We start from the raw sequence: 19,172 nt of genomic DNA on the forward strand, positions 1-19,172 counted from the left end.
GGCTACCCCCCAAGAGCGGCCAGACGGCGCGGCTGGCCGTCGATGACCTGCGTGTACACGGCCTCGGTCAGCTCGGCGACCCTCGGCCAGCCGTACCGGTCGCGGGCCCGGCGGGCTCCCGCCTCGCCCAGCTCGCGGCGCCTGTCCGGGTTGTCGAGCACGTCGCGCAGCGCCCTGGCCAGGGCGCGCGGGCGGCGCGGCGGCACGAGCAGGCCCGCCCCGGCCACCGTGTCCAGGTGGCCGCCGACGGCCGAGGCCACCACCGGCACCCCGCACGCCATCGCCTCCACCGGCACCATCCCGAACGGCTCGTACCAGGGCACCGCGACGAGCACGTCGGCCGAGCGCATCAGCGCCGGCACGTCCTCGCGCGGCACGCTGCCGATCACCCGCACCCGGTCGGCCAGCCCGTAGCGGCCGGCCAGGTCGCGCAGCCGCACCGCCTCCTCGTCGTCGGCCCGCCCGCCGGCGATCACCAGGTCGGCGTCCGGCAGCCTGCGCAGCGCCGCGATCACCGTGTCGACGCCCTTGCGCGGCACCAGCCGGCCGATGCTGAGCACCAGCGGCCGCCCGTCGCGCGGCGCGACCGGCCCGTCCGGGCGGAACGCGTCCACGTCCACCCCGCACGGCACCACGGTGATCCGCCGCTCGGGCACGCCCATCGCGCGCAGCTCCAGCACCTCGTCCCGGCAGGTCGCCAGGATCGCGTCGGCCCGCTCGCCGATCTCGCGCTCGGTGGCGATCCGGTGCGCCGGGCTGGTGTCGGCGCCGCCCTGCCAGCGCCGCTTGACCGTGCCCAGCGCGTGGAACGTCTGCACCACCGGCACCCCGTCGGCGGCCTCCAGCGCCGCCTGCCCGCTCATCCAGAAGTGCGCGTGCACCACGTCCGGCCGGCGGCGCGCCCACCGCTCGGCCAGCCGCTCGGTGAACTCCGGCATGTACGGGGGAAGCTCGTCCTTGGGCACCGGGGCGAGCGGCCCCGCCTGGACGTAGGAGACCGTGACGCCCGGCGCGAGCGGCACCGAGACGGGACGGACGGGATCGGACCGGCGGGTGTGCACGACCACCGAGTGGCCGCGCCCGGCCAGCGCCACGGCCAGCGCGGCGACGTACACGTTCTGGCCGCCCGAGTCGACGCCGCCCACGGCGGCCAGCGGATCGGCATGCTCCGAGATGAGATCGATCTTCACTGCGCCAGCTCCCTTACTGCCTTGACCACCTGCTCACTCGTCACCTCTGACAGGCACGGATGCCCGGGTACCGGGCACAGGCGCGCCCTGCTCGCGCGGCAGGGCGCCTGCTGGTCACCGAGAAGCACCACCGGCACGCCGTACGGAGCCCAGCGGGCGGCCGGGACGACGGGAGCGAACAGGCTGACGACCGGGGTGCCGACCGCGGCCGCCAGGTGCGCGGGGCCGGTGTTGCCGGCCACCAGCACCGACGCGCCCTCGATCACGGCCGCCAGCTCGGCGAACGTCGTCCTGCCGCCCAGGTCGGCGGCGACCTGGTGGGCGACGAAGGCGGTGAGCTCGCGTTCCTTGCCGGTGACGACGACGCGATGCCCGTCGTCGACCAGCTCCTTCACGGTCTGGCGGTGCCTTTCTGCGGGCCAGGACCGGGCGGGGGCGGTGGTCCCCGGGTGCACCACGACATACGCGCCTTTGCCGGCAACGCCGCCGGCGCTCAGTGCCTGCCCGATCTGGCGGCTCATATCCGGAAGTGGCCGCCGAACTGCGAGTCTGCCGTCGTCGCCGGGCGCGAGTTCGAACCCGGCGGCGCGGGCCAGTTCGAGCATCCGCTCGGCCTCCGGCACGTCCTGGCTCTCGTCCACGACGTGACGCACGTCGAGCAGCGAGCCGGGGTAGTCGTTGCTGATCGCCGAGATGCGGCGCACCCCGGCCAGCCGCAGCAGCAGGGCCAGCGGCAGCGCCGACTGGTGGAAGGACGTGAGGATCAGCGCCTCGTCGATGCCGCGCACCCGCCGGACCAGCTCGTTCACCCGGTCGGCGTCCACGGCCGGCGGGTCGTGGTCGATCCACGGGGCCCGCCACTCGATCACCCGGTCCACCCCGGGCAGCAGCTCGGCGGCCGCCCGGCCGTGCGGGCCGGCCAGCATCACCACCTCGCGGGCGCCCTCCCGGACCGCCCGCACGGCGGGTCCGGCCAGCAGCACGTCCCCGGCGTCGTCGAGCCGCGCGACCAGCACCCGGCCCCGGCCGCGCCGCGGCCCGCGGCCCGCCGGCTCGCTCTCGGCGGCCGGCTGTGCCTGCGGGCGGGCCCGTGACAGCACCGCAGCGCTCATCGCCGCACCCTCCATTCCCCCCGAAGCCGGTGCGCGCAGGCGACCGGCGGGATCACGACGCTGGTGACGGCCATCCGCGCCACCTCGGCGGGCGTCCGCGGGCCGGGCGCGATCCGCGCCCACGCGAACTCCGCCGTCATCGCCGCCCACCCCGCGGCCGCCGCCCCGGCCGCCCACGCCAGCTTGCGGCTCCCGTACGCCGCCCGGGTGGCGCGCCCGGTCGCGGCCGGCGTGCGGCGGACGGCGGGGAGCGCGGCGGCGGTGGCGGCCAGGGCGAGGGCCGTCAGGCCGAGGGCCGTGGTGACGGCGTGGCGGCGCAGGCGGCCGCGCGGGCCGCCGATCGCCGCCCGCCAGCCGCGCCCGTGCAGGCGCCGCATCAGCGCGTCGTCGGCGTTGCCCCGCTGGAAGCGCACGCTGGACCAGTAACCGTCCTGCCGCAGCGGGTGCACGGTCACGCGCGAGCCCCGCACCAGCCGGTGGCCCGCCGCGCGCACCCGCAGCGCCAGGTCCGCGTCCTCCCGGTACGCGCGCGGGAAGCGCTCGTCGAAGCCCCTCACGATCTCCAGCGCCGACAGCCGGTAGGCCATGTCGGCCGTCGGCCACTCGGCCGTCTGCAGCCCGGCGGTGTGCCGTTCGGCGTCGGTGGGCGGCCGGTCGCGGGGCAGCGGCACCACGATGCGGCCCTGGCTGCCCGCCACGTCGTCCGGCAGGTCGGCCAGGTCCTTCCAGACCGCCTCGGCCCACCCGGGCTCCGGCACCACGTCGTCGTCCAGGAACGCCACCCACGGCGTCCTGGCGAGCCGCCAGCCGGCGTTGCGGGCCGCCGCCGGCCCCCGCCCGCCCGAGCGCACGACGCGGACGTGGGACGGCAGCGCGAGCGGCGGCGAGCCGGTGCGCCGGTCGTCGGCCACGATGATCGGCAGGTCCGTCCCCAGCGCGTCGAGCGTGGCCGCCAGGGACGGCCGCCCGATCGTGGGGATCACCACGGTGATCATCATCCGAACACCTCCGCGCGCCGCACCAGGTACGGGCCGAGCGCCAGCACCTCGACGGGCGAGGAGCCGAAGCACTCCAGGGCGTCACGCGGGTCGTCCACCATGGGCCGCCCCGCCGTGTTGAGGCTCGTGTTCACCACCACCGGCAGCCCGGTCAGGCACTCGAACTCGGCCAGCACCCGCGCCATCAGCGGTTGCGCGGCGGGGGAGACCGTCTGGATGCGGGCGGTCCCGTCCACGTGCACCACGGCCGGGATGCGGTCGCGCCAGTCGGGATGCACGTCGTGCACGAACAGCATGTACGGCGAGGGCGTCGGCCCCCGCCCGAAGATCTCGCCGGCCCGCGACTCCAGCACCATCGGCGCGATCGGCCGGAACTGCTCGCGCCCCTTGACGTCGTTGAGCCGTTCGGTGTTGCGCGCGTGCCCGGGATGGGCCAGCAGCGACCGCTGCCCCAGGGCGCGCGGCCCGTACTCGGAACGCCCCTGGAACCAGGCGACGATCCGGTCGGCGGCGAGCTCGGCGGCCACGGCGGCGGCCAGGTCGGCGGGCCGCGAGTGCGGCACCCGGGCCACCTCCAGCCACGCGCCCAGCTCCTCGTCGGTGAACCCGCGCCCGAGCGCGGCGCTGGTCATCGGCGCGGCGGGCTCGCCGTACGCCTGCGCCAGGTGCAGGGCGCCGCCGAGCGCGGTGCCGGAGTCGCCGGCGGCCGGCTGCACCCACACCTCGTCGAAGGGCCCCTCGGCCAGCAGCCGGGTGTTGGCCACGCAGTTCAGCGCGACACCCCCGGCCAGCGCGAGCCGCCGTTCGCCGGTGCGCTCGTGCAGCCAGGCGGCCAGCTCCAGCAGCACCTCCTCCAGCCGCGTCTGCACGCTGGCGGCCAGGTCGGCGTGGTCGGCGGTCCACGGCTCGCCCTTCTGCAGGGCCTTGGCGTAGCCGTTCCAGTCGACGGGCCCGGCGCGGAAGCCGCCGTCGCCGGTGGAGCAGATCAGCTCACGCAGCTCGGCCAGGTGGCGCGGCGTCCCGTAGGAGGCCATCGCCATGACCTTGTACTCGTCGCTGGAGCGCATGAAGCCCAGGTGCTCGGTGACCTCCTCGTACAGCAGGCCGAGCGAGTGCGGCAGCCGCTGCGTGGCCAGCACCTCCAGCTCGCCGTCGCGGTAGCGGCCGGCCAGGTGGGAGACGTCCTCGCCGCGCCCGTCGCACACCAGCACCGCGCAGTCGCGCCACGGTGAGGCGAGCCCGGCCGAGGCGGCGTGGGCCACGTGGTGCGGCACGTACCGCACCTGCGCCGGGTCCAGCCCGGGCAGCGCCGTGGCCAGGAACAGCGGGGCGCGCACCGCGTAGCGGGTGCGCAGCTCCTCCCAGTCGCCGTCGGGCGCCTGCCGGACCAGGGCGGGGTCGTAGGAGTAGGCCACGGCGTCGACGTCCTCGGGCCCGATCCCCGCCTCGCGCAGGCACCAGGCGGCGGCCTGCTCCGGCAGCTCCCACGCGGAGAACGGCAGCGGGCGCTTGCCGTGCTTGCGGCGGCTGAACCGCTCCTCCTCCGCGGCGGCGACCACCTTGCCGTCCACCACGAGCGCGGCGGCCGGGTCGTGGAAGATCGCATTGATGCCGAGAAATCTCATCAGTCCTCCCCCTGCGGATGGGAGAACCGCTACCGAGAGGAGCGGCTCTCAAACATGACCCGATCCCGGGAAATGCGGAAACGCCCTGCGCCAAAGGGTGGTTGATTACTCTAAGTAGTTGTTTGCCGGACATGCGGCCGGGTAGCTGCGAGGCACGCGACGGAGGTGGGCAGTGTTCGAACAACGACGTCCCGGGGCCGTGCTCTTCGACCGTGACGGGACCCTGATCAGGGACGTCCCGTACAACGGCGACCCGGCCAGGGTGATCCCGATGCCGGGCGCGCTGGAAGCCCTCGGCAGGCTGCGGCGCGCCGACGTGCCGGTGGCGGTCGTGACCAACCAGTCGGGCGTGGCCAAGGGCCTGCTGACGGCCGACGAGATGGAACAGGTGAACGCCCGCGTGGAAGAGCTGCTCGGGCCGTTCGACGCGTGGGCGATCTGCGTCCACGACGACGGCGACGGCTGCACCTGCCGCAAACCCGCGCCCGGCCTGGTGATCAGGGCGGCCGCGGTGCTCGACGTGAGCCCGCGCGACTGCGTCGTCGTCGGCGACATCGGCAGGGACATGGAGGCCGCCAGGGCGGCGGGCGCCCGCGGCATCATGGTGCCCACGGCGCTGACCCTCCAGGAGGAGATCGACCGGGCCGCCGAGGTGGCCGCCGACCTCATCGACGTCGCCGACCGCGTGCTGAGCGACACCGTCACCGTCGCCGCCGGCCAGGACGCCCGCCACGTGGACTGGAGCCACTGGTGAGGATCCTGCTCTGGCACGTGCACGGCTCGTGGACGACCGCGTTCGTCCAGGGCCGCCACGACTACGTCATCCCGCTCGTCCCCGGCCGTGGTCCCGACGGCCGGGGGCGGGCGGCCACCTACGACTGGCCCGCCGCCGCCCGCGAGGTGCCCTGGGACCGGCTCCGCGACGAGCCGATCGACCTGGTCGTCTACCAGCGGCCGCACGAGCTGGAGCTGGCCCGCGACTGGCTCGGCCGCGACCTGCCCGGCGTCTACGTCGAGCACAACACGCCCAAGGGCGACGTGCCCGAGACGCGGCACCCGCTGGCCGGGCGCGACGACGTCCCGCTGGTGCACGTCACGTACTTCAACGAGCTGTTCTGGGACAACGGCCGGGCGCCCACCCGGGTGATCGAGCACGGCGTGCCCGACCCCGGCCACCTCTACACCGGCGAGCTGCGCCGGGCCGGCGTCGTGGTCAACGAGCCCGTCCGGCGCACCCGCGTGGCCGGGACCGACCTGCTGCCGCGCTTCGCCGCCGCGGCGCCGCTCGACCTGTTCGGCATGAAGGTCGACGGCCTGCCCTACGGCACGTACGAGGACCTGCCGCAGCACGCCATGCACGCCGAGCTGGCGCGGCGGCGCGTCTACCTGCACCCCTACCGCTGGACCTCGCTCGGGCTGGCGCTGATCGAGGCGATGACGCTCGGCATGCCCGTCGTGGCGCTGGCCGCCACCGAGGCCGTCGAGGCGGTGCCGCCGGAGGCGGGCGTCGTCTCCACCCGCGTGGACGTGCTCGCCGACGCCCTCAGGGGCTTCGCCGACGACCCCGAGCGGGCCGCGCAGGCGGGCAAGGCCGCCCGCGCCGCCGCCCTGTCCCGGTACGGGCTCGACAGGTTCCTGCGTGACTGGGACCAGCTGCTCGAAGAGGTATGACCCGATTTCGCCTGGGTAGGCGCGATGGGCATGACGACGACGCTCGAATGGTCACGCAGGGCAGCCTGCCTGGACCTGGACCCTGAGCTGTTCTTCCCGATCTCGCACCAGGGCCCCGGCCGCTCGCAGGTGGAACGCGCCAAGGCGATCTGCCGCGACTGCCCTGTGCGCAGACCCTGCCTCGACTACGCGATCAGCAGCCGCCAGGCGCACGGCGTCTGGGGCGGCACCGACCCCGACCAGCGGCGGGCCCTCATCCCGAAGGCGTTGCCGCCGCCAGGAACCGCGCCCGCTCGTCCTCTTCGAGGTGGTCGCTGAACAACACCCCGTCGAGATGGTCGACCTCGTGCTGCATGACCCGGGCCAGCACCCCGAGCGCGCGCACGGTCACCGGCTTGCCGAACATGTCACGGCCGCGCGCCGTCACCATGTACGCCCGCTCCAGCGGCCACCACACGCCCGGCGCCGACAGGCACGCCTCGTCCGCCGTGATCCGGCGCTCCGACAGCTCCAGCCTCGGATTGACCAGATGGCCCTGCGCGCCGTCGTAGGCGTAGACCAGCACGCGCAGCGGCACCCCGAGCTGAGGAGCGGCCAGCCCGGCCCGGCCCTGACCGGCACGCAGCGTCGCCGTCAGGGACTTGACCAGCTTGCGCAGCTCGCGGTCGAAGTCCTTCACCGGCTCCGACACCACGCGCAGCGCCGGGTCGCCGAACATCCGGATAGGCACCGTCACCCGAAACTCCCCGATACGTCGCGTCGCACTCCCAAGGGGTTTCCCCGGCGCGAGCCCCGCCAACCGCGCGGATCCGGGCTTGTGGCACCGCGGTGACAGCCCTCCACGGTCCCAGCGGTAACAGTGCTTTTAGCACGGCGGTAACAGTGCCGAAACGCCCCGATCGCAGGATCGAAGACGTGATTTCACCATCGGCTCTCACCCGTGTGATGCCCCGCCCCGCCGGCGAGGTGCCCGCATGATCCTGGAGACCGCGCCCGACGCGCTGGCGGGCTTCACCGTCGGCGTCACCGCCACCCGGCGGCGCGAGGAGTTCGGCGCGCTGCTCGAACGGCGGGGCGCCCGCGTGCTGAGCGCCCCCGCGATCAGGCTCGTGCCGCTCGCCGAGGACGCCGACCTGCTCGCCGCCACCCGCCTCACCCTGGACGGACCGCTCCACGACGTGGTGATCACCACCGGGGTCGGCTTCCGCGGCTGGATGGCCGCCGCCGAGGGCTGGGGGCTCTCCGGCGACCTGGCCGAGCACCTGTCACACGCCCGGCTGCTCACCCGCGGCCCCAAGGCCAGGGGAGCCGTCCGCGCCGCCGGGCTGAACGACCACTGGACCGCGCCCGCCGAGTCCTGCGACGAGGTGAAGGACCACCTGCTCGCCCAGGACCTGCGCGGCCGCCGTATCGCGGTGCAGCAGCACGGCGAGCCCCTCACCGGCTTCGCCGACGCCCTGCGCGCCGCGGGGGCCGAGGTGATCGAGATCCCCGTCTACCGGTGGCTGCCCTACCGCGACCCGTCGCCGCTGCGCCGCCTCATCAGCCAGGCCGTCTCCGGCGCGGTCGACGCCGTCGCCTTCACCAGCGCGCCCGCCGTGCACGCCATGCTCGGCGCGGCCCGGGCCGACGGGCTGGAGGAGGGGCTGCTGGCCGCGTTCGCCGGGCCCGTCGTGGCCGCCTGCGTCGGGCCCGTCACCGCCGCGCCGCTGACCGAGCGCGGCGTCCCCACGCTGCAGCCCGACCGCTCCCGGCTCGGCGCGCTGGCCCGCGCCCTGGCCAGGCACCTGCCGGAGCACGCCGTCACCCGCCTGGACGCCGGCGGGCACCGGGTGGAGATCCGCGGCCACGCGGCCGTCGTCGACGGCGAGCTCAGGCCGCTGCCGCCCGCCCCGATGGCCGTGCTCAAACGCCTGGCCGCCAAGCCCGGCCACGTCGTCTCCCGCGCCGACCTGCGCACCGTGCTGCCGGGCAGCGCCGCCAAGGAGTCGGCCGAGCACGCCGTCGAGATGGCCGTCACCCGCCTGCGCCGCGCCCTCGGCCCCGGCGGCATCGTCGAGACGGTCGTCAAACGCGGCTACCGCCTGGCCTGCGCCTACGACCCCGCCCCATGACCCGCACCCGTAAGGCAGGCCCATGACCCCCGCACCCCCGCCGACCGGCAGGCCGGCGACCCCTTCGCTTCCGCTGAGCGGCAGGCCGACGCCCCCTTCGCTGGTGCTGAGCGGCAGGCCGGCGCCTCCTTCGCTCGTGCTGGCCGCGCACGGGACGCGTAGCCGGGAGGGGGAGCGGACCCTGGCGGCGCTGGCCGGGGCCGTGCGGCGGGCCCGGCCCGGCGTCCGCGTCGAGCTCGCCTACCTGGAGATCAGCTCCCCGCCGCTCCCGGCCGTGCTGGCCGCCGCGCCCGGCCCGGTCGTCGTCGTCCCGCTGCTGCTCGCCGGCGGCTACCACCTGCACGTCGACCTGCCCGCCGTCGTCGCCGCGCACCGCCCCGGCGCCGTCGTGGCCGACCGGCTGGGCCCGCACGACCTGCTCACCGCCGCCCTGGCCGCCCGCCTGGCGCAGGTGGGCCTGCGTGCCGGCGACGCGGTCGTCCTCGGCGCGGCCGGCTCGTCCGACCCGGCCGGGCTCGCCGACGTCCGCGCCGCCGCCCGCCTCCTCAGCGCGCGCCTGGCGCGGCCGGTCACCGCCGCGTTCGTCTCCAGTGGCTCCCCGTCGCTGGGCGAGGCGCTCGCCCGCGCCCGCTCACCGCGCGTCGCCGTCGCCTCCTACCTGCTGGCCCCCGGGTTCTTCCACGCCCGGCTGCGCGACTCGGGCGCGGACGTGGTCAGCGCCCCGCTCGGCCCCGCCCCCGGCGTGGCCGACCTCGTCTGGCTCCGCTACGACGCCGCCGTACGCGCCCGGCCGGACGGCCCCGGCTCCCGGGCGGTCTCCCCGGCGCTCGCGTCCCGGCCGGTCACGCCGTACGCGCCGGCGACCGGCTCGATGTAGGCCCGGTGGACCCACCCGACCGGCAGCAACCCCGGGTGCCGTTCCCGCGAAAGACGGGAGGCCGTACGGGTCAGGAGTCCGTGTCGCGGTCGCGGCGCCGCAGGTAGCGCTCGAACTCGGCGGCGATCGCGTCACCGCTCGCCTCCGGCAGCTCCGCCGCGTCCTTGCGCTCCTCCAGCTCCTTGACGTACTCGGCCACCTCGCTGTCCTGCGAGGCGAGCTCGTCGACGCCGTGCTCCCAGGCGCGGGCCTCCTCGTCGAGGTCGCCCAGCGGCATCGGGATCTCCAGCACGTCCTCCAGGCGGCGCAGCAGCGCCAGCGTGGCCTTCGGGTTGGGCGGCTGGGCCACGTAGTGCGGCACCGACGCCCACAGCGTGATCGCGCCCAGCCCCGCCTCGCCGAACGCGTGCTGCAGCACCCCCACGATGCCCGTCGGGCCCTCGTAGCGGCTCAGCTCCAGGTTGGTCGAGCGGGCCAGCGCCTCGTCGGTGGCCCCGCCCAGGATCGGCACCGGCCGCGTGTGGGGGGAGTCGTTGAGCAGCGCCCCCAGCATCACGGCCAGCTCCACCCCCAGCTCGCGGCAGACCTCCACGATGTCGGCGCAGAACGCGCGCCAGCGCATGTTGGGCTCGATGCCGCGCAGCAGCACCACGTCACGCTCGCTGCCCGGCGGCCGGGCGCGCAGCAGGCGGGTCGTCGGCCACACGATCGACCGCGTCAGGCCCTCGCCCATCTCCACGACGGGACGGGTGACCTGGAAGTCGTAGTAGTCGTCCGGGTCGAGCTCGGCCAGCGGCTCGGCCTTCCACGCGGACTCGAGATGGGCGATCACACCGCTCGAAGCCTCGCCCGCGTCGTTCCACCCCTCGAACGCGGCAATGAGCACCGGGTCGACGAGCTCGGGGAGCCCTTCGAGCTCGATCACGTGTCGCCTCCTGTCTCCGCCATCCCGCTAAGCCTATGCGGTGGGGGCCCTCTCATGTCACTCGGTAAGCGTGATCAGCGCCGCGTGCCCTGAGGGGCATCCCGCAGGAAAATCCGCGCGGGCACAGCCGATAGTCTTGGACCATGAGCATCTCCTCCTTCCGTGATGTGCTGTCCCAGCGCGTGGTCGTCGCCGACGGCGCCATGGGGACGATGCTGCAGGCGCAGGACCCGACGCTCGACGACTTCCAGGGCCACGAGGGCTGCAACGAGGTGCTCAACGTCACCCGGCCCGACATCGTCGCCGGCGTCCACGACGCCTACTTCGCGGTGGGCGTCGACTGCGTCGAGACCAACACCTTCGGCGCCAACCTGAGCGCACTCGGCGAGTACGACATCGGCGCCCGCGTCTACGAATACTCCGAGGCCGGCGCCCGCATCGCGCGCGAGCGCGCCGACCACTGGTCCACGCCGGAGCACCCGCGCTTCGTGCTGGGCTCCATGGGCCCCGGCACCAAGCTCCCCACGCTGGGCCACCTGCCCTACTCGACGCTGCGCGACGCCTACCGCGACAACGCGGCCGGCCTGATCGCCGGCGGCGCCGACGCGCTCATCATCGAGACCTGCCAGGACCTGCTCCAGGTCAAGGCCGCCGTCGTGGGTGCCAAGCGGGCCATCGAGGCGGCCGGCCGCGACGTGCCGATCATCGCCCAGGTGACGATCGAGACCAACGGCGCCATGCTGCTCGGCTCCGAGATCGGCGCCGCGCTCACCGCCATCGAGCCGCTCGGCGTCGACGTCATCGGCCTCAACTGCGCCACCGGCCCCGCCGAGATGAGCGAGCACCTGCGCTACCTGGCCCGCCACTCGCGGCTGCGGCTGTCCTGCATGCCCAACGCGGGCCTGCCGGTGCTGACCGCCGACGGCGCCTACTACCCGCTGAGCGCCGGCGAGCTCGCCGGCGCCCACGACACCTTCTCCCGCGACTACGGCCTGTCGCTCGTCGGCGGCTGCTGCGGCACCACCCCCGAGCACCTGCGCCAGGTCGTCGAGACCGTGCGCGGCCGGGAGATCGCCGCCCGCCGCCCGCACCCCGAGCCCGCCGCGTCCTCCCTCTACCAGTCCGTCCCGTTCCGGCAGGACACCTCCTACCTGGCCGTGGGCGAGCGCTGCAACACCAACGGCTCCAAGGCCTTCCGCGAGGCCATGCTCGAAGGCCGCTGGGACGACTGCGTCGAGACCGCCCGCGACCAGGCCCGCGGCGGCGCGCACATGCTCGACCTGTGCGTCGACTACGTCGGCCGCGACGGCGTCGCCGACATGAAGGAGCTCGCCTTCCGGCTCGCCACCGCCTCGACCCTGCCGATCATGATCGACTCGACCGAGTCCGAGGTGATCCGCGCGGGTCTGGAGATGCTCGGCGGGCGCGCCGTCGTCAACTCCGTCAACTACGAGGACGGCACCGGCCCCGACTCCCGCTTCCAGCGCATCATGCGCCTGGTCCGCGAGCACGGCGCCGCCGTCGTCGCCCTCACCATCGACGAGGATGGCCAGGCCCGCACCGCCGAGTGGAAGGTCCGCGTCGCCACCCGCCTGATCGAGGACCTGACCGGCAACTGGGGGATGAGGGTCGAGGACATCATCGTCGACTGCCTCACCTTCCCCATCGCCACCGGCCAGGAGGAGACCAGGCGCGACGGGCTGGAGACCATCGAGGCCATCCGCGAGCTCAAGCGCCGCTACCCCGGCGTGCAGACCACGCTCGGCCTGTCCAACATCTCCTTCGGCCTCAACCCGGCCGCCCGCATGGTGCTCAACTCGGTCTTCCTCAACGAGTGCGTCAACGCCGGGCTCGACTCCGCCATCGTCCACGCCTCCAAGATCCTGCCGATGGCGCGCATCCCCGACGAGCAGCGCCAGGTCGCCCTCGACATGGTCTACGACCGGCGCCGCGAGGGCTACGACCCGCTGCAGCGCTTCATGGACCTGTTCGAGGGCGTCGACGCCGCCGCGATGCGCGCCGGCAAGGCCGAGGAGCTGGCCGCGCTGCCCCTGTGGGAGCGGCTCAAGCGGCGCATCATCGACGGCGAGAAGAAGGGGCTGGAGGCCGACCTCGACGAGGGCCTGTCCCAGCGGCCCGCGCTGGAGATCATCAACGACGTGCTGCTCGACGGCATGAAGACGGTCGGCGAGCTGTTCGGCTCCGGCCAGATGCAACTCCCGTTCGTGCTGCAGTCGGCCGAGGTGATGAAGAACGCCGTCGCCTACCTCGAGCCGCACATGGACCGCGTCGAGGGTGAGACCAAGGGCCGCATCGTGCTCGCCACCGTCAAGGGCGACGTGCACGACATCGGCAAGAACCTCGTCGACATCATCCTGTCCAACAACGGCTACGAGGTCGTCAACCTCGGCATCAAGCAGCCCGTCTCCGCCATCCTGGAGGCCGCCGACGAGCAGCGGGCCGACGTCATCGGCATGTCCGGCCTGCTGGTCAAGTCGACGGTCGTGATGAAGGAGAACCTGGAGGAGATGAAGTCCAGGGGCCTGTCCGACCGCTACCCGGTGCTGCTCGGCGGCGCCGCCCTCACCCGCGCCTACGTCGAGCAGGACCTGGCCGAGCTGTTCCCCGGCGAGGTCCGCTACGCCCGCGACGCCTTCGAGGGCCTGCGGCTGATGGACGCCTTCATGGCCGTCAAACGCGGCGTCGAGGGCGCCACCCTGCCGCCGCTGCGCGAGCGCCGCGTCAAGACCGGCGCCGTCCTCGACCGCACCCCCGTCGAGGCGCTGCCCGCCCGCTCCGACGTGGCCGCCGACAACCCGGTGCCCACGCCGCCCTTCCACGGCGACCGCATCGTCAAGGGCATCCCGCTCGCCGACTACGCCTCCTTCCTCGACGAGCGCGCGCTGTTCCTCGGCCAGTGGGGCCTCAAGCCCACCCGGGGCGGCGACGGCCCCGGCTACGAGGAGCTCGTCGAGACCGAGGGGCGGCCCCGGCTGCGCATGTGGCTGGAGCGCCTGCAGACCGAGGGCCTGCTGGAGGCGGCCGTCGTCTACGGCTACTTCCCGTGCGTGAGCGACGGCGACTCCCTGATCATCCTCGACGACAAGGGCGACGAGCGCACCCGCTTCACCTTCCCGCGCCAGCGCCGCGACCGGCACCTGTGCCTGTCCGACTTCTTCCGCGGCAAGGACTCCGGCGAGGTCGACGTCGTCGGCTTCCAGATCGCCACCATGGGCGGCAAGATCTCCGAGGCCACGGCCGAGCTGTTCGCCAAGGACGCCTACCGCGACTACCTGGAGCTGCACGGCCTGTCGGTGCAGCTCACCGAGGCGCTGGCCGAATACTGGCACGCCCGGGTCCGCTCCGAGTGGCGGATCGGCGGCGACGAGTCGCTGGACGACATGCTCAAGGTCAACATCCAGGGCTGCCGCTACTCCTTCGGCTACCCCGCCTGCCCCAACCTGGAGGACCAGGTCCAGCTCTTCCAGCTGCTCGACCCGGAGCGCATCGGGGTCACGCTGTCGGAGGAGTTCCAGCTCCACCCCGAGCAGGCCACCTCCGCCCTGGTCGCCCACCACCCGGAGGCCAAGTACTTCAACGTCTGACGGAAGCGGGCGGCCGCGCCCTGCCCGGCCGCCCCGCCCGATCCGCCCCGCCCCGAAGCCGTCCGGCGCTCTGCCGGCGTCCTCCGGTGCGGGCCGGTTTCCGCTGGTACGGGCCCCGTACGACATCTGGGGATATGCCGTCGGGTGGGCGATATGTGGCCCCCGTTGGGGCGGGTCCGGGGGGACGGCCTACGGTGGAAGGCGATGTGCAGCGGCGGCGACGCCGCCTTTTCGTTGGAACGGGGGATGTGTGGAAGCGGTCTTCTTCGACATGGACGGTCTGCTCGTCGACACCGAAAAGGTGTGGCTGGAGATCGAGACCGGCGTGATGGCGCGGCTGGGCGGCGAGTGGTCGCCGGAGCACCAGACGCACCTCGTCGGCGGTTCCATGGAGCGCACCGTGGAGTACATGCTGGCCGTGTCCGGCTCGGACGCCTCCGAGGCGACCGTGCGCGAGTGGATGGTCAGCGGGATGGTCACGACGCTGAACGGCGGCGTCGAGGTCATGCCGGGCGCCTCCGAGCTGCTCGACGCGCTGCGGGACGAGGGCGTGCCGGTGGCGCTGGTGACCTCGTCGCTGCGGGAGATCGCGGACGCGGTGCTGAAGGCCGTGGGCCGCGACCGGTTCGACGCCATCGTGACGGCCGACGACGTGACCCGCACCAAGCCCGACCCCGAGCCGTACCTGACGGCCGCCCGCCTGCTCGGGGTGGAGCCGGTGCGCTGCGTGGTGCTGGAGGACTCGCCCAACGGCGTCGCCGCAGGCACGGCCGCCGGGTGCGCGGTGGTCGCGGTGCCCAGCCTGCTGCCCATCGACCCGGCTCCGGGCCGCCTGGTCGTCTCCTCCCTGACCGAAGTCACCCCCGCCGACCTGCGCGCCCTCATCCCCGCCTGACCCCGCTCTCGCCCCCTGAGGGGCGCACAACGCCGTACGAGGCCGCGCCCGTACGGCGAGACGCCCGATAGGCCCCACACCGCCGGGAAGCCCGGGCTCATCCGAAAGGCGTCCTGCTGGACGTTTTCCGCGACGGCCACCCCGGATCAACGGCCACCCCGCATGAACGGCCACCCCCGCATGCGGAGCCCCCCGCCCACCGGCAGACGGCGCCTCCCGGGAAGGACCGCCGCCAGGCGCGCCCTCCACGGGGGCCGTCTCGCGGGGTGTTCCCGCGAGGTGGCGCTCTGGCCGGGCGGGACCCGTGGGAAGCGGCACCCCACGGAAGCCCGGCCCGCTGGCCCGCCCGCCCGCCCGGCCCGCCCGCCCGGCCCCCGCCCGGTCCGCCCGGTCCGCCCGCCCGGTCCGCCCGTCCGGCCCGCCCGGGCCGCCCGGCCCGGAAAGGGTGGGCTGGCGGGATCGGGGCGGTTGGGTGACGATAGGGGGCCGGTCCCGGACGGGTGGGTGGTTCGTCCCCTAAGGGTCGGGTGGTTCTCGGGGAGGAGGAACACGCGCCATATCGCGTGCCAGGATGGAGAGGTAACCGACGACGGAGGTGGCCCCGAATGCCTTTCGAAACGATCGCATGGTTCCCGCTCTGCACCGGGCTGACCCTCGCCGGGCTGTTCCTGAGCTTCTTGGCGTTCCGGCGGCGCGGCGCGGCGTCGGGCATGCGGACGGCTGCGTGGGCGCTGCTGCCGCTGGCCGCCTATCTGACCGGGGCGCTCCAGGCGTTGTGGACGATCGGCACGACGGTCGTGGGGTTCGTGACGAGCCTGGTGTTCAATCCGATGGTGTGGGCGGGCGTGGCGGTGGCCGGGCTGTCGGTGGTGCTGTTCGTGGCGTCGGGTGTGATGCGCGGACGCAGGCTGAAGGGCGCGGGGCGCGGCAAGGCGGAGAAGGTTCCCGCAGCTCAGGCGCCCGCGGCGGCCGGGAAGGCGCCTCAGGCGGCGCCCGCGAAGCCGGCGGTGGAGCAGAAGAAGGCCGCCAAGGGCGATGACGACTTCTCCGACATCGAGGACCTGTTGCGACGCCGGGGCATCAGCTGAGCGGTTCCCGTGTCACAGTTCCGAGACGCAACCGGGACGGGGTCTTGACATTCTCGTCAAGATCAATACGAATGAGTTTCGCGTGAATCACAGTTGAGCCACACTGCGGTCTGAGGGACTAGTCAGCGCAGCTCAGGGCATAGATCCTGCCTCCTGAGGTCGCGACGAGCGGTCTGTATTGCGAACGAGCAGACAACGTCGTCTGAAAATCAGGGGGCTATCCGGCATGACCGCACCGCTTGACGTTTCCGGCTCCGCCTCGGAGGCGCGCCCGGAGTCCGTGCTCGAGGGAGCGGGCAAGGCCGTCCAGGGGCGTTCCCTGAGCCGGATCGCCTGGATGCGGCTGCGCCGTGACAAGGTGGCGCTGGCCGGCGGGATCACCGTGATCCTGCTCGTCCTGGTCGCGATCTTCTCCTCGCCCATCATCAGCCTGCTCGGCCATCCGCCCCTGGAGTTCCACCAGGACCAGATCGACCAGAGCACGCTGCTGCCCAAGGGCGACTTCGGCGGCATGAGCAGCGAATACCTGCTCGGCGTCGAGCCGGTCAACGGCCGTGACATCTTCAGCCGCATCGTCGCCGGCGCCTGGATCTCGCTGCTCATCGGCATCCTGGCCACGCTGGTGTCGGTCGTCATCGGCACGGTCATGGGCGTGATCGCCGGCTACTTCGGCGGCTGGGCCGACCAGATCATCGGCCGCCTGATGGACGTCTTCCTCGCCTTCCCGCTGCTGGTGTTCGCCATCGCGCTGGCCGGCGTCATCCCCGACAAGGGGTTCGGGCTGGAGGGCAACGGGCTGCGCATCGCGATGCTCGTGTTCATCATCGGTTTCTTCAGCTGGCCGAGCATCGGCCGCATCGTCCGGGGCCAGACGCTGTCGCTGCGCGAGCGCGAGTTCGTCGACGCGGCGCGGAGCCTGGGCGCGCGCAACGGCTACATCCTGTTCCGCGAGATCCTCCCCAACCTGATGGCGCCGATCCTGGTCTACGCGACGCTGCTGATCCCGACGAACATCCTGTTCGAGGCGGCGCTGTCGTTCCTGGGCGTCGGCATCAACCCGCCGACCCCGACCTGGGGCGGCATGCTCTCGGAGGCGGTGCGCTTCTACACGCTGCCGCACTTCGTGCTCTTCCCCGGCTTGGCGATCTTCATCACTGTCCTGGCGTTCAACCTGTTCGGCGACGGCCTTCGGGACGCCTTCGACCCGCGGGCGCACTGACCCTTCGCCCTGCTCCATCCCCATCTCCACTAACAAGGGGTAGTCAATGAGAAGGAAATCCGCACTGGCAGCGGCCGCGACAGCGACGCTGGCCCTGGTGCTCTCCGCCTGTGGCGGCGGAGGGGGCGGCAGCAATTCCCAGCAGCCCGCCCAGTCGGCGTCCGGCGCTGCCGCGCAACCCGCGTTCAACGCCGCGCTCACCGAGGTGTTCAACCCTTCCACCAAGAAGGGCGGCACTCTGAAAGTCGCGAACTATGCAGACTGGGACAGCCTGGACCCCGCTGACACCTACTACGGCTACTCGTTCAACTTCGGCCGGTACTACTGGCGGACGCTGACGACGTACAAGACGGGCCCCGGCAAGGACAGCAACACGGTCGTCCCGGACCTGGCCGAGGCGCTGGGCGAGCCGAGCGACGAGGGCAAGACCTGGACGTACAAGATCAAGAGTGGTCTGAAGTTCGAGGACGGCACCCCGATCACGGCCAAGGACGTCGCCTACGCGGTGGCGCGGTCGTACGACAAGGAGACCTTCCCGCACGGCCCGTCCTACCTCAACGAGCTGCTCGACTGGCCGAAGGACTTCAAGGGCGTCTACAAGACCCCGGACGCCGACTACAGCTCGGCCGTCGAGGCGACCGACGACTCCACCGTCGTCTTCCACCTGAAGGAGCCGTTCGCCTCCTTCGACTACATCGTGCAGATGCCGATGACCGCCCCGGTGCCCAAGGACAAGGACACCGGCGCGAAGTACAAGGAGCACGTGATCTCCTCCGGCCCGTACAAGTTCGAGACGAACGAGGCCGGCAAGCGCTTCAGCCTGGTCCGTAACGAGAACTGGGATGCGGCGACCGACCCGAACCGCCCGGCGCTGCCGGACAAGATCGAGGTCCAGCTCAACGTCAACGCCGACGACGTGGACAACCAGCTCATCTCCGGTGACATCCACCTCGACGTCCAGGGCACCGGCATGCAGCCGGCCGCTCTCGGCAAGGTGCTGCCCGACCCGGCGCTGAAGGCCCGCACGGACAACCCGACGATCCCGAGGCTCTGGTTCGTCTCGGTGATCCCGGAGACCCCGCCGCTGGACAACATCGAGTGCCGCAAGGCCGTCATGTGGGCCGCCGACCGCGTCGCCAACCAGACCGCCTTCGGCGGCGAGGTCGCCGGCGGCGAGATCGCCACGAACGTGATGCCGCCGCCCATCGTCGGCCAGGAGAAGTTCGACCTGTACGCGACGCCGGAGAACAAGGGCGACGTCGAGAAGGCCAAGGCCGCGCTGACCGCCTGCGGCCAGCCGAACGGCTTCTCCACCACGATGACCTTCCGCGCCGACCGTCCGCGCGAGAAGGCGCTGGCCGAGTCGATGCAGCAGGCGCTGGCCCGGGTCGGCATCAAGCTGACGCTCAAGGGCTTCCCCGGCTCCAGCTACTTCTCGGACTATGCCGGCAACGTCAACTACGTCAAGAAGAACGGCGTCGGCCTCGCCGCCCACGGCTGGGGCTCCGACTGGCCTGACGGCTACGGCTTCATGCAGGCCATCGTCGACAGCCGCACCATCCGCCCCGCGGGCAACTACAACCTGAGCGTCAAGAGCGACAAGGTCGACGGCCTGATCGACCAGGCCAAGGCCGAGCTCGACGAGACCAAGCGCAACAAGCTGTGGGTCGACGTCGACAAGGCCGTCATGGAGGACGCCTCCATCCTCCCGGTGGTGTGGGCCAAGTCGCTGCTGCTGCGCGGCCAGGGCGTGACCAACCTCGCCTACAACGAGGGCCAGAGCCAGTACGACTACGCCCTGCTCGGCGTGGAGTGACCAGGCGGGCTTCGGGGAACTAGCGAAGGCAGGTGAA

Annotated in this window: 16 protein-coding genes; 10 read left to right on the forward strand and 6 right to left on the reverse strand. The window is 73.1% G+C overall.

Going from position 1 to position 19,172, the window contains the following annotated elements; all coding sequences use genetic code 11:
- Positions 1-2: 2 nt before the first annotated feature.
- Genes AB0G11_RS17610 through AB0G11_RS17625 form a run of 4 tightly spaced genes read right to left on the reverse strand, consistent with a single transcriptional unit; the run spans position 3 to position 4,925 of the window.
- Positions 3-1,190, reverse strand: coding sequence for a glycosyltransferase (locus tag AB0G11_RS17610; protein ID WP_357586783.1), 1,188 nt, complete (start codon positions 1,188-1,190; stop codon positions 3-5).
- Positions 1,187-2,302, reverse strand: a complete 1,116-nt coding sequence (locus AB0G11_RS17615; protein ID WP_219520015.1) for a glycosyltransferase family 9 protein — start codon at positions 2,300-2,302, stop codon at positions 1,187-1,189. Before AB0G11_RS17615 ends, AB0G11_RS17610 begins: the two co-directional genes overlap by 4 nt.
- Entirely contained in the window at positions 2,299-3,300 is a 1,002-nt protein-coding gene (locus AB0G11_RS17620) for a glycosyltransferase (RefSeq protein WP_357586785.1), read from the reverse strand. The genes AB0G11_RS17615 and AB0G11_RS17620 overlap by 4 nt, the downstream gene beginning before the upstream one ends.
- Positions 3,297-4,925 carry a carbamoyltransferase C-terminal domain-containing protein gene (locus AB0G11_RS17625; RefSeq protein ID WP_357586787.1) on the reverse strand — a complete coding sequence of 543 codons (1,629 nt, stop codon included), beginning with the start codon at positions 4,923-4,925 and terminating at the stop codon, positions 3,297-3,299. Before AB0G11_RS17625 ends, AB0G11_RS17620 begins: the two co-directional genes overlap by 4 nt.
- Positions 4,926-5,097: 172 nt before the next feature.
- Between AB0G11_RS17625 and AB0G11_RS17630 the strand changes: the two genes are divergently transcribed.
- From AB0G11_RS17630 to AB0G11_RS17640, 3 genes are read left to right on the forward strand one after another with little or no spacing between them, the layout of a single operon-like run.
- Entirely contained in the window at positions 5,098-5,679 is a 582-nt protein-coding gene (locus AB0G11_RS17630; RefSeq protein WP_308126249.1) for an HAD-IIIA family hydrolase, read from the forward strand.
- Entirely contained in the window at positions 5,676-6,596 is a 921-nt protein-coding gene (locus AB0G11_RS17635; protein ID WP_357586789.1) for a glycosyltransferase, read from the forward strand. Before AB0G11_RS17630 ends, AB0G11_RS17635 begins: the two co-directional genes overlap by 4 nt.
- 30 nt (positions 6,597-6,626) lie before the next feature.
- Positions 6,627-6,914 (forward strand): WhiB family transcriptional regulator, encoded by a 288-nt coding sequence (locus tag AB0G11_RS17640; protein ID WP_219519072.1) that lies wholly within the window; start codon positions 6,627-6,629, stop codon positions 6,912-6,914.
- Here AB0G11_RS17640 and def read toward each other — a convergent pair.
- Positions 6,850-7,332, reverse strand: a complete 483-nt coding sequence (gene def / locus AB0G11_RS17645) for a peptide deformylase (RefSeq protein WP_308126248.1) — start codon at positions 7,330-7,332, stop codon at positions 6,850-6,852. The genes AB0G11_RS17640 and def overlap by 65 nt on opposite strands.
- A gap of 238 nt (positions 7,333-7,570) precedes the next feature.
- Here def and AB0G11_RS17650 point away from each other — a divergent pair, with 238 nt between their 5' ends.
- Together AB0G11_RS17650 and AB0G11_RS17655 are read left to right on the forward strand one after the other, a co-directional pair.
- Positions 7,571-8,710: a uroporphyrinogen-III synthase gene (locus AB0G11_RS17650; protein ID WP_219519057.1), complete on the forward strand. Its 1,140-nt coding sequence runs from the start codon at positions 7,571-7,573 to the stop codon at positions 8,708-8,710.
- 22 nt (positions 8,711-8,732) lie between these two features.
- Positions 8,733-9,587, forward strand: coding sequence for a CbiX/SirB N-terminal domain-containing protein (locus AB0G11_RS17655; RefSeq protein WP_357586791.1), 855 nt, complete (start codon positions 8,733-8,735; stop codon positions 9,585-9,587).
- 70 nt (positions 9,588-9,657) lie between these two features.
- On the opposite strand, the gene AB0G11_RS17660 is transcribed toward AB0G11_RS17655, so the two are convergent.
- Positions 9,658-10,512 (reverse strand): PAC2 family protein, encoded by an 855-nt coding sequence (locus AB0G11_RS17660; RefSeq protein ID WP_219519052.1) that lies wholly within the window; start codon positions 10,510-10,512, stop codon positions 9,658-9,660.
- Positions 10,513-10,655: 143 nt separating this feature from the next.
- Here AB0G11_RS17660 and metH point away from each other — a divergent pair, with 143 nt between their 5' ends.
- The 5 genes from metH to AB0G11_RS17685 all read left to right on the forward strand — a co-directional run bounded on the left by metH (position 10,656) and on the right by AB0G11_RS17685 (position 19,135).
- Positions 10,656-14,117, forward strand: coding sequence for a methionine synthase (gene metH, locus AB0G11_RS17665; RefSeq protein ID WP_357586793.1), 3,462 nt, complete (start codon positions 10,656-10,658; stop codon positions 14,115-14,117).
- Between the two features lie 250 nt (positions 14,118-14,367).
- On the forward strand, positions 14,368-15,012 hold the full coding sequence (locus AB0G11_RS17670; protein ID WP_357586795.1) for an HAD family phosphatase: 645 nt from the start codon (positions 14,368-14,370) through the stop codon (positions 15,010-15,012).
- A gap of 605 nt (positions 15,013-15,617) precedes the next feature.
- On the forward strand, positions 15,618-16,100 hold the full coding sequence (locus AB0G11_RS17675) for a cellulose synthase (RefSeq protein WP_357586796.1): 483 nt from the start codon (positions 15,618-15,620) through the stop codon (positions 16,098-16,100).
- A 226-nt stretch (positions 16,101-16,326) separates the two neighbouring features.
- Positions 16,327-17,319 carry an ABC transporter permease gene (locus tag AB0G11_RS17680; RefSeq protein WP_219514732.1) on the forward strand — a complete coding sequence of 331 codons (993 nt, stop codon included), beginning with the start codon at positions 16,327-16,329 and terminating at the stop codon, positions 17,317-17,319.
- 46 nt (positions 17,320-17,365) lie between these two features.
- The gene (locus tag AB0G11_RS17685) at positions 17,366-19,135 is read left to right on the forward strand and encodes an ABC transporter substrate-binding protein (RefSeq protein ID WP_219514724.1); all 1,770 of its coding nucleotides are present in this window, start codon (positions 17,366-17,368) and stop codon (positions 19,133-19,135) included.
- Positions 19,136-19,172: the final 37 nt, after the last annotated feature.

This window comes from Nonomuraea sp. NPDC023979, assembly GCF_040639085.1.
Taxonomy (GTDB): domain Bacteria; phylum Actinomycetota; class Actinomycetes; order Streptosporangiales; family Streptosporangiaceae; genus Nonomuraea; species Nonomuraea ceibae.